This window comes from Chryseobacterium piperi (assembly GCF_002285635.2).
GTDB classification, from domain to species: Bacteria; Bacteroidota; Bacteroidia; order Flavobacteriales; family Weeksellaceae; genus Chryseobacterium; species Chryseobacterium piperi.
Genome location: NZ_CP023049.2, coordinates 1401566 through 1413586, shown reverse-complemented (window position 1 = coordinate 1413586; position 12021 = coordinate 1401566). Strand labels below are relative to the sequence as shown.

Annotated in this window: 8 protein-coding genes; 6 read left to right on the top strand and 2 right to left on the bottom strand. The window is 35.4% G+C overall.

Annotation, left to right across the window (positions count from 1 at the left end; all coding sequences use genetic code 11):
• Window positions 1-8: 8 nt before the first annotated feature.
• The 5 genes from CJF12_RS06285 (at window position 9) to CJF12_RS06265 (ending at window position 8967) form a co-directional block, all read left to right on the top strand.
• Complete coding sequence (locus tag CJF12_RS06285; RefSeq protein WP_131329601.1) at window positions 9-3338, top strand: terpene synthase family protein; 3330 nt, start codon at window positions 9-11, stop codon at window positions 3336-3338.
• 17 nt (window positions 3339-3355) lie between these two features.
• Window positions 3356-4522 carry a hypothetical protein gene (locus tag CJF12_RS06280; protein ID WP_034687877.1) on the top strand — a complete coding sequence of 389 codons (1167 nt, stop codon included), beginning with the start codon at window positions 3356-3358 and terminating at the stop codon, window positions 4520-4522.
• A 403-nt stretch (window positions 4523-4925) separates the two neighbouring features.
• Window positions 4926-7550, top strand: coding sequence for an RICIN domain-containing protein (locus CJF12_RS06275; RefSeq protein ID WP_095591071.1), 2625 nt, complete (start codon window positions 4926-4928; stop codon window positions 7548-7550).
• 177 nt (window positions 7551-7727) lie between these two features.
• Entirely contained in the window at window positions 7728-8156 is a 429-nt protein-coding gene (locus CJF12_RS06270; RefSeq protein ID WP_034687881.1) for a M15 family metallopeptidase, read from the top strand.
• 247 nt (window positions 8157-8403) lie between these two features.
• Window positions 8404-8967, top strand: coding sequence for a tetanus/botulinum neurotoxin (locus CJF12_RS06265; protein WP_034687883.1), 564 nt, complete (start codon window positions 8404-8406; stop codon window positions 8965-8967).
• 91 nt (window positions 8968-9058) lie between these two features.
• Here the strand turns inward: CJF12_RS06265 and istB are convergent, their stop codons facing one another.
• Both istB and istA read right to left on the bottom strand, forming a co-directional pair.
• Window positions 9059-9802: an IS21-like element helper ATPase IstB gene (gene istB, locus CJF12_RS06260; protein WP_095591070.1), complete on the bottom strand. Its 744-nt coding sequence runs from the start codon at window positions 9800-9802 to the stop codon at window positions 9059-9061.
• Window positions 9803-9843: 41 nt separating this feature from the next.
• Window positions 9844-11502, bottom strand: a complete 1659-nt coding sequence (gene istA, locus CJF12_RS06255; protein WP_228423525.1) for an IS21 family transposase — start codon at window positions 11500-11502, stop codon at window positions 9844-9846.
• Here istA and CJF12_RS06250 point away from each other — a divergent pair.
• Window positions 11479-11916 (top strand): M15 family metallopeptidase, encoded by a 438-nt coding sequence (locus tag CJF12_RS06250; protein ID WP_228423535.1) that lies wholly within the window; start codon window positions 11479-11481, stop codon window positions 11914-11916. The two genes, istA and CJF12_RS06250, sit on opposite strands and share 24 nt — an antisense overlap.
• Window positions 11917-12021: the final 105 nt, after the last annotated feature.

Below are 12021 nucleotides of genomic sequence, written 5' to 3'. Positions count from 1 at the left end.
GCAAAAAAATGAATAGAAGAATTTATCCTGGTTGGTTTGTATCAACAAGTAAAGGAAGCTCAAGAAATGTCAGAGTGAACCCAGAATATCTTCATGGAATATTGAAAAATTGGTTAAACGAACAAAGACTTTTACAATTAGGATTTAAATGGGAGGATATTGATACCTGGAAAATGGAAGTGCAGGTTTTGTCTTCCTATCCAAATATTGGTATGGAAGAGGCAGAGTTAGCAGTGGGCTGGCTAGCATGGATATTGATTTTTGAAGCCTGGCTGGATGATATTCCTTTAAACCAATTAAGTGCTGAAATCAGTGATTTTTCCGGCTTATCAGGAAATGAATGGACACCTGTAAAGTCTGGTCCTTTAAAAGATAGCTTTAAAAAATTAAGGGAAGAGACAATCAAAGGGATGTCCGAACAATGGAAAAGTGAATTTAGAGAATATTTTAAGGCCTATTTCTTTACTTTCGAGCCGGCAAGAAAAGAACGTGCCAAGAATCAGGTGATGGGAATTCACGCCTATCAAACCCAGCGAAGAAACTCATCTGCCATGTTGATTCAGATCCATCTTATGGAAAGATTGTATCATGAAGTATTACCCATAGGGTTGGAACAATTACCTTCTATTGTTGAGCTAAGAAGAATTGCTGCAGACATTGCAGCATGGAGTAGAGATTTTTATGTATTTTCTTACCATCTGGAACAGTTAAGTAATTATCGGTTATTATTAGCCATAAGGGAAGATAAAAAACTTCTGCCGAAGCCTTCTGATCAATATGCAATACAAATGATTGTGGAACGCATTTCAGATTTTAATAATAAAATTGATGAAATAAGAAAGGATCAATCTATTCAAAAAGAAGAAGTGGAGTCTTACCTGCAAAAGCTGGGTGCCTGGACATATGGAAATGATGATCATGCGTGGAAATTATTAGGAAATACGATTCACCTTCGTCAGGAAAAAAATGAAAAAGATTCGGAGGATTATTCTACCATAAATGGTAAGGATACATGTTTTATAGACTCACCACAGGATGAGGATTCTGTATGGCTTTCTCGTAAAATCATGTTAAAAATTCCCTATACCCAAAAGACCGGAGAATGGTCTTATGCCGAAGCTTATGAAATCGCTCCCAATATTTATGTAATGCCGGAGCCATTAAAACTTCCCTGGTATAGCTTTGGAGAAGAAAATGAAAATAATTCGGATAAAAAGAGCTTTGTTTCTATTATTGAAGGCCTGTTTTCTCAAATAAAAATGGGAAATAGTGGTAAGCATCTTGTGGAAAGGCTCTCAAAGAGAAACGATAAGGTGGGTTATTTCGAAAATAAAGAGGGAGAAAAAATAGGAAATGTATTGATTATGCTTCCGGATAGTGCACAGACGAAAAAAAATAATCTTCAGTTTGAGCTACCTCTCGTATGGGAAGATGCTTTCAATAAGAAAGGTACGGGATCTATTATATGTATTGATCCTTATATTACTTTAAAAAAAGCTGAAGGAGAGTATCTTCCCTGTTTAGCTGGGCTGGCTCATTTATTATGCCATAGCTTACAAAGCCTTGTAGGTAATACTCCGTACGGGATGCTTACCGTACCTGATTTGACTTCAAAAAATAATTATCGAATTTCCAAAGCAGATATAGCGGTTACCAATTTGGCCAAGAGAAAAATTTTTAATAGCTCACTTTATGCAAGAGATAAAGAAATAAGAAATGAAATCGCCTTTACAGAAGATGTGATTGTCGGTGATTTTTTGACTGCCAACGGAATGACGGATAACGAAATACCCAAGTATCTGCGAAATGGCACTTTAGATGTAGACGGTTTGATTTATAAAGTAGATGATCCCCTTGATCCTAAGGAATATATAGCATCCGGCAAAATTCCAAGTTATGACTCATTGCTGCTAAAAGTGAAGGATTTGGAAATTGTATCAAGTCATGATTTATATTATCCGGATAAAGTTGAAAATCCCGTGATCATTTCAACAGGTTTTAAATCGATGGAAAAGCATATGATTATTGATCAAGAAAGCTTTCGTATCAACGATTTGTTTCGGATATCCCATCAGCCGAATGCATTTTCAGGCCAGTTTACTTCTCAACGAAGTATTTCGGAGACTAATAGTACGGATGTATATAATATTTTCAAAAAAACATTAGATGAGCTTAACATTTTTGTGGCAGCATCAGTAGCCAATATAGAAATGTATGATACTTGGTTCGCATCGATCAAAAAAAAGTTAATGGAGGACACTGAATCAATTTTAAATATGGTTCAATTGAGTACTTTGTCTTCCGGGCTAACAGATATGCTGGGAATTTATAAAGATTTGGGGAGTAAAGAATCTTCCAATTCCGGAAGAATGGCCTTGAGAGTGATAGCTTTGATAGGGATTCGTGGAGCCCCGGAAGTAAATCCTGAAGAGTGGATTAAGAATGCTATAATGCACACTGATTCTGTAATAAGGTACTTCGATGAAATGAAAAAGAGTAAAGACAGAAATTATTCTGGTAGTCTAACAAGAAAATTAAGTTGGATAAAATTGGTGTCCAAACCTATGGAGAAACTCCTTATTCCTATCATTGAAGAAATTCACTTGCGTTTAGTACAATCCATTGAAGTTTCATTCGCCCAGCTCCATCATATGGTGACCTATCACACAAACATGATTTGCCGCCAGCTGATAGGAGTACAAGATTCCACTCATAACGTTAAAGTAACCGATATGTACAATAAAGCAAAAAAAGAGCTCTACAAGGTGCAAGATCAGCTTCTAATGAATATGGCAGAGCGCCTAAAGCCGGCTATGGAGAATGGACTTGTTTATTTATTTAAATTATTGAAAAAGTCTTTTGATAAGAATCTAAAAGAGGAATCCAACCTCACGGACACCAAGACAGATGATAATGACGGTGAAGCGATGATGAAGACTGAAGCCCAAACTATTATAAATAAGGCAAAAAAATTGTGGCCGGAGAACGTAACACCTTTAGAGCTAGAGGGACCAAAATTTATACATGTTAATTATAAAATTAATGACGGTTACATAGATTATGCAGAGGTAGAATGGGAATCTCCAAACGATTTTCCGGAAACACTTTTCGGATTGGTTACTATTGTTTTTGAAGAGTTTGATAGATTTCAGAATCGTAAATATATGTTTACTGAAAAAGCTTCTCGTAAAAAACTTAAAATAATTCCCCATCTTCCTTTGTCTAATGAAGAAACTTATTGGAATGTTTATTTTACAGATCCTGTTGCAAAGAAAATATCAAAGATTACAAAATTAGGGTATAATGCTTCATCATATGAATTAGATCCTATAAAATAGAAATTAAGATACAAGCTATGGCTATTAAAGATTTAAATTTTAATAATGAGATAGATGATATTGATGTTGTAATGATGGAGTTGCCTAATCACCCTGGTAAATTATACAGAAAGGCTTTCCAGGTATTACCCAATATTTTTGTAATGCCGGTTTCTCATTTTTTTATAAAAACCGACACCCCCGAAACTTGGATTGACCAATTCACTTCAAATGAACAAAGGGATAGATTTTTAAAAGAAATACAACATATTTTATATGAAATTAATGAAGGACATGGAGGGCATTTATTACTTGAGCAACTTAGTAATCTAAAGCCTATACCTCATGCATTGGATGATAATGGAGCATTTGATGCAAGAAAGGAAGAAGAAAAATTGCGTGAAAACTATCACGACTTTAATCTCGATGAAGGCTTTTTTGAAATAAAGAAGGTAGACCATGCTATAAAAAAAGTTGGACATGTATTGATTATGGCACCAAGTCCTACGATGATGGAGCGTAAAAACTATTCTTATGAATCTTCTGTACAGGAAACATCAGGGAGTTGTTATCCGGAACGATCCATTGTGGCTTTAGATCCGAAAGTCACATTGGAAATAGAGCATTCGAAGGTTCTAGCTCCCATTTTTATGCCGCTAGCTCATGAGTTATGTCACAGTAGGCAGCGTCTTCTCAATATGGAAGAAGGGCTAAATAATGAGTTTGTAATCCCATGGAAATATGCTAATGATGAGGAACCTCTAGGTTATGAGGTAAAACTTTCGGAATTGAGAGTAGCAAACTCAGAGGAAAGAAGTTGGATCAACGAGCACACTGATTGGAGTGAATCTGTAACAGGATTTGAAAAAAAACAAGAACTTATTGATCGTATTGCTTATGAATTAACTAATTTCACTATTGATACCCAAAGAACAAAATATAATGCGGTGCAGGATAGATTGTCTTATCGGAGTGAGGTGGTTTTTTCTTATGAAAGAGTGCCTATTGAAGATACTATTATAGCTGACTCTTTAACAGCTCTTAGTGATAAAGAAGGTCACCCTATCTATACAATGGAAGATATTGGGAGATGTATAAGAAAAGGTTATCTAGATCATACTTATAAGATTTATCAAGTAGATAATGTGATTAACCCCAACTATAAGGAAGCAAAACTGATAGGTGATGCGGGCCCCTGTAGTTAGTAAGAGAACAAAATGGAAAAGATCAGCAAGTAGAATTGTAGGAGCAATAATCGTTGGAGTGATAAGAGTTGTAGTAGAAGCTATTTTTTATTAGTTGATGTAATCAACTTTATTAAAAATCCATTTGAGTTTCCCCCGAAATAAAAAAAATCTTTATCCCGGGAATAATTTTATAGAGTATAGGTATGAATTCTGGAAAATGCTGTTATTGGTTGGTTAAAAAAATTGTCCCTAAAATGTAGAAAGCGTATTGAATTCATGAATCCAATTTAAGAAAGTCTTTAGAAATAACTGTTGTAATTCAATAAAGAAAAACAATGGACATTTTAGAAAAAGATTAAAATCTAGATTTCATAAAAAAGCATGAATTGAAATAATATTTATAATATAAAAAATTAGCAAAATGAGATATGATTATAATACTCCTATAGATAATATCAACATTGTAGAAATGTTGATTCTTTATCACCATTTGCTTTTGTGTCGCCCCCGGGCTACCCATAAACAAATAAAAATAAACATTCCCCATTCAGATAAGAATGTTATGAATATAAAGGAAGAAGCGAGAAAAATGATAGAGGATTTGATGAAAGATCAAAATATTCCAAACAAATTCAAAGGGCAATTTGTAAGTTCTTTTGATGAACTAAGAACCAGTCCGGGATCTAAAGTTGTCATTTTTGAAAGTACAGCACATTCACTGAATAAATTTCTCAATGAAGGGCCTTTGGCTGCATTAAGTCTTATTGGTTATATAGAAGGGGTGTCAGCAGCTTTTAAGGGTGATTCGGATGCATTAACTAAAACTAGTATTGTCTTAAGTGTTATTCCCGTAGTGGGAGATATATTGGGGGTCTTAGAAAATATACGAAATGAGGACTATACCGATTTGGCGATTACTGCTTCAACATTGGCTGTTATTGCTACCGGATCCATTATAGGTGGACCGGTAGGGATTATATTGGACATATTTGCTGGACTTATTTTTTTGGTAAAAGATTTTATTCAAAGTGAGATTGATTCATTTACGATGAATATAGCCAATTCAACCAAACAATATACAGGATATAGGGATGAAGCTTGGAAAAAAATGATTTTAAAAGACGCTCGTGAAAAAATAGTTCCTGCCATGCTAAAGATGTATAGAATGTACGAACAATCAGCACGGGAATCATTGGAAATAACAATAGCAATGATGAAGTTTAAAGTGAAGGAATCTCTTACAAGTATTGTAGATCCTAAAGAAAAGGATAAACTAGTAAATATGCTAGATGAACATACCGAAGATCTATATGCTGCCTATAACGATCATTTGATAGCCATAGCCGCCAGAATGATCAGAGAGATGAAGTCCACATTAATACAAATTGTTAAAGACTATTATGACAAAAATTTTGTTAAAGATTCTGAAAAGATTGTTGAAGCCTACAGAAAAGATTATGTAGAGCGGTACTTTAATATGAGAAAAAGAGATATAGCTCCTCAATATTCTCCATTGGACGAAAATAAGATCTATGAAGAAGCTGCTTCAAATTTTGATGAGATTAAAGAAATAGTAATTAAAACACCTCTTTCTCTCGAAGATAACTCTTGGCTAGAGGAGTGCTTTAATGAGGTTTTATGGCCTGATCTTATTAATTATTTTCATATGCCTATTGTATTGAAAGAAGCCAAGTTTATTAATACTCGTTCTTGGAGAGAGAGAGAACTAGAAGCAAGTTGGGAAGTACAATCAACATTGCCCACAGAACTCCAAAAACAATTAAGAGTTGGTATACAATTTACGGTATCGTATGGAGCAAAAATAAATAGTAGTTACCCATCTTTAGATGGTTATTATCCTGGCATAGCAGATGTTCGTAAAAATGTTGCTTTTACAGATGGAAGAATTCGCATACCGGATCCAACAAGATGGGAAGGACTTGAAGAATTTGACGCAAATTGGTATTTTACAATTAATTTACCAGAAGAAGATAAATTGATAGATAAAATCTCTTCTAAGGTTACTTATCATTATTTGTACAGGTTTGGACAATCCGATATAAGAGATATTGAAATTAAAGACAATGGTATTCCTTTCAGTGAATCAAAATTATTTTTACCTAAGAGGTATAAAGAATATCTAATCAATTTTAATTCCTCAGGTCTTCCTCTAATTTATAAATGGTTTAATGAGCCGTTTGGTTGGCCTGTTAGACAGGCTGGATATGATGGATCATCATCTTTTCGATGGAAATTTACTCCGATAGAAAATGGTTTATACAAAATTGTAATTACAGAAGATAAAGAAATGCACGGCATTGCTAATTGGGGACAATATCCTATTCTTAGTCCTTATGAAGATCGGGATGAATTCAAATGGAAATTGGAGTATTTGGGAAGTGGAAAATTTGCATTAGTAAGTGTATACGAGGGAGGCAACGGTAAACAGTATTTGGGAATTGTAAAATCTGAAGTTGAAGATATTTATGCTGAAGAAACCTTTGATTTTCAAATGGTATCCAAATCTGACGATAATTTATTTGAATGGGAATTGATTGAAGCAAGCCCAAATGATTTTGATCAAATGCCCATTTCTGGTGTATACCATACGATATATTCCAATGAAAATAATAGAAAAATATATGTTCCCAGTGGAGAAAAACTTCTAAAACAAGGTGATGTTCTTACTGCTGATCTCACTTTTTTTAAAGACTCCGAAAGTTTATGGCGCTTTGAACGTTACGGAGATAGTTTTTATACGATACATCATGCACAAACAGGGAAAATCTTAACGGATACTAAAGGAAAAGACTACGAGGCATTTATTTCATTAGAAAATAGAAAAGGAGAGATAAGAGAAGAGCAATTATGGAAATTCAAATATGATGCACCTAAAAAAGGTTATGTTATTATGTCTAAATCTAGTAATAAAGTGATTGAGGCAAGAAAAGGCAACGGAAAAGGAAAAGAATTAATACTAGATAACTGGTGGACAGATAACAATCCTGATCTATCAATCCATGCATGGACAATTCTATACACTTAAATTATAAAGTATTTTATTAAAATAATTTCCACTGCTTTTTTATATAGCTCCTAAACGAGTGCAAAATTTTATAGGGAATATATATAAGAGTAGGAAATCATCAGGATATGAGCTTTAAGAAGTATTCATGTAGTTTTCGACTGTTTTGCAAGTTTATAATATTTAAATGGTAAAAATATGAAATACAGATTAGGAGCAAGAAGTCTCCGTAATTTGGAAGGTGTACACCCGAATTTACAAAAGATCATTAAAACCGCTATCAGTGACAGTCCTGTGGATTTTACCGTGGTAGAAGGTCTTAGAACTACAGCAAGACAGCAGGCGCTTTTTGCTCAGGGGAGAACTCAGCCCGGTCCTAGGGTCACCAATGTGGATGGAATAAGAAGAAGATCCAATCATCAGGCCAAGCCTGATGGATTTGGACATGCGGTAGATATTTATCCTTATTTCCTTGGGCAAGTACAGGTGAACCATAAGGACACGATTAAAAATCTGAGATTGATTGCTGGCCACATTAAAAAAGTAGCCCGATCCTTAAATCTGGAGATCAGCTGGGGTGGCGACTGGCGTAGTTTTTATGATCCGCCACATTTTGAGTTGAGATAGTAGAGAAGATATTCAAGAGTTGAAAAGGAAGGGAGTATAAATTAGGATAGTTTGTAGTAGGGTGCAGTTGCTGATTCATTAGTTAGAAGATTATTAGAATAAATCAATAATTACTGATAAAAGTATGATATAAATTCCTCTGTTGTTGAATAAAAAAGTTGAATTTACTAACTAAAAATAGCAAAACATTTTGTTTGTATTTTTTATAAGTGTACGTTAAATATATAATAATTCAAAAAAACAGACTATGGCAATAGATGTAAAAAATTTCAAGTATAGTGATGATTATGATGATATTAATGTGGTTCGGATGCAAATTCCGGGAATGGATGATTATGTTAAAGCATTTCAAATCGCTCCGAAGATTTACGTCATGCCTGAACCTCATCATAATATAATTACTAATACTGTACAGGAGTGGGAAGATTATAGAGAATCTAATTATAAAGAGGATAGTCAGAAAGATCGTTTTATTCAAGCGATTATTAGCCATATGAAAAATATCGTGACCGGTAAGAAAGGAGAACTATTAATCACACAGATTGGAAAGTTATCTCCACTATTAGATTTAGGAGATCAGATAAGAAGAGAAGGAATTGATCTGGAGGGTCATAAAGCGGAAGTGAATATGAGAGGATTAATACAAGTAGCTATAAATAGATTTCATGCCGATGAAGGCTTTTATCGGATTAAAATAATCAGAGGAATGGCGGAAAGTACTGTCAAACGGGGACATGTTTTGATTATGGCCGAGTCACCGTCAGTGGCTCATGATAATATTTCAGGTTATGCTTATTGTAAATTCCAGTGATATTGACCACCTAATTCCTGATTAAATTGACCACTAAGAATGAAGTCAAAAAAGGTGTCTAAAAGATGGTTTAAAAATATAAAATAAATCTTTACTCTGAGCTGATTTTCTGATCAGCTTTTTTTCTTCTCATCGATTCTCCTTTAAGGTCTATTCTCAGGGAGTTGTGAACCATTCTGTCAAGTATTGCATCGGCTATTGTTTGTTCCGCAATGACTTCATGCCAGGCACTTACAGGCAGTTGCGAAGCAATAATAGTGGAACGTTTTCCGTGTCTGTCTTCTATAATCTCCATAAAATCCTGACGTTTAAGATTATCCAGGGATTGTAATCCAAAATCATCAAGGATAATAAGATCCTGCTTTTCTATTCGGTCTATCTCTTTAAGGTAAGATCCGTCTGCCTTAGCCATCTTAAGCTTTGAGAAGAGTTTGTTGATGCTGAAGTACATGACTTTATATCCCATTGTACAGGCTTTGTATCCAATGGTAGTTGCGATAAAACTTTTTCCAACTCCTGTACTGCCGGTAATAAGAATATTCTGTTTCTGTGATATAAAATCGCAGGAAGATAATCTTCCAATAGTATTCTTATCAATATTTCTGGAAGAAGAGGCCGTAATCTCTTCCATAAATGTCCTGTATCTGAACTTAGCTGTGGTAATCAATCTTTCTACCTTTCTGCTTTCCCTGTCGTCATACTCGGATTCAATCAAGTAGGCTATAAGTTCATCATTGGTATAGGAGATACTTCCTGTTTCCATTGTTGTGGAAAACGCCCTGTGCATCCCGTGGAGCTTTAAATGTTTCATTTTTTCTAATGTTGCCTGATTCATAGGTTTTGTATTAATGATTTAATTGTTAATGATTGTAGATGTTACTGATAGTATTTTCCGCCCCTTATGTTTTTGTGTTTAGGCAGTTTCTTTTCTTCAAAAAATGCATCGTCATCGGTTAGATTATCCAGCCCTCTTTCCAGAATACTTTTAATCATGGCAAGGCTGTATTTTTCATATCCCAACGCTCTTTTACAGGCATTGTCAAGTCTTATGTTGCCGATCTTTTTTGATAATGAAAGGATTCCCAGGCAGGTTTTATAGGACTGCTCAGGATGCTGTTTCTTTTCCAGGATTTTGATGATGTACTGCTCACAATATTCCCCGACAGACCTTCCCCAAGAGATAAACCGGGAGGGATTCCATTCAGTCATAAACTGATAAGATGAAGGCATATGTTCTTTTACAGTCGTATACTGATATTTAGCCAGGATTCTGTTATGGAATGCTATTCTGCGCTGGTCATAGTAAATCTCGACTGTATTTTTACTAAAAATAATGTTTACTTTTTTACCAATATAGCTGAACGGAACACTGTAATAATGCTGGTCTTTACTTAAATATACATGGCTGGTCTTATGAACGGTAGCACGTGCAGAATGCTTGAGCTGGTACATCATAGCTGGTAGTGGGGATAATGCATGTCTTTCAACCTCACGGAAAACATCAGCCCTGGAATACTTCTTTCTTTTCATGGGAGCTTCATTATATCCTTCCAGCAGGTTTTCTATAGCTTTGTTCAATGCTTCCAGGCTAAAGAAGTGATCTTTACGCAATGGAGCAAAAATGCGGGTATACACAATGCGTACCGCATTTTCAACCAAAGCCTTATCCTTGGGATGATAGGTACGCGTAGGAAGTATTGTAGTGCTATAGTGGGAAGCAAAATCCAGAAGAGAATCAGTGATGACAGGTTCGTACTTATGGCTCTTTTTTACGGCTGTACGCAGGTTATCGGTAACAATAGCTGCGGGAACTCCTCCATAATAATGCAGGGTTTTGGTAAGACTTCCAAGAAAATCTTCTTTCCCCTGGGTTCTTGTAGCTTCTACGAAGGTCATGCCACTGGCTCCAAGTATGGATACGAAGACCTCAACTTCCTGTTGTTCTCCTGTTTCTTTATTAATAATGTGAAGTTTTTTTCCTGTATAATCCACAAAAAGTTTATCCCCAGCCTTATGTTCAATATGCATGGAAGGGTTCACCTTTTTACACCATTCCCGGTAATGATGGCAAAAGCGGGAATATTGGTAGCCTGAAGGGTATTTATCTATGTATTCTTCCCATAGCAGATAACGGGTGACCCCAACACGTTTTAGTTCTTTGGATATGTAAGGAAACAACGATTCAAGTTGTTTTTTAATATTGGCCTTATCCCTTATATCGGTTGGCGGAGTCTCGAATAAATCATCTAAATCTTCATCACTCAGCTCTATCAGCTCGTCATATGTAAGCTGGTGTTCATGGAACAGGCTGATATACTTTTTAGCAGTATTGCGTGAGATACCCAGTTGTTTGCTTATCCGCAATTTACTTACCCCCTGGGTGTATAATCGTAATAATTGTTTAATGTTCAACATGTCTATTCTTTTGTTAGCCATTTGGTATTTTTTGGCTAAGTTATTCAAGACACGTTTTCTGACTTTTTTTTGGGGGTCAATTTGCTCAGGAATACCATGGTCAATTTGCTCAGGAATCAACTGATCATTTTCACAGGATTGAGATGGTCAATTTTGAAGGATTCTACACTCCGTAATTTGGAAGGCGTACATCCGAACTTACAAAAGATCATTAAAACCACTATTACCGATAGTCCTGTAAGCTTTACCGTGGTAGAAGGTCTTAGAACTAGAGCAAGACAGCAGGCGCTTTTTGCCCAGGGGAGAACCCGGTTCGGTCCCAGGGTCACCAATGTGGATGGAATAAAGAGGAGATCCAATCACCAGGCTAAACCTGATGGGTTTGGACATGTAGTGGATATTTATCCTTATTTCCTTGGACAAGTACAGGTGAACCATAAGGACACGATTAAAAATCTGAGATTGATTGCTGACCACATTAAAAAAATAGCCAGATCCTTGAACCTGGAGATAAGCTGGGGAGGTGATTGGTGAAGCTTTTTATGATCACCCATTTTGAGTTGAGATAATGGGTGAAAAGTTTTTTCAATACTCAAATAAAGGGGTGATGGGAATGGCTTTCCATATTAAGGACCTCTA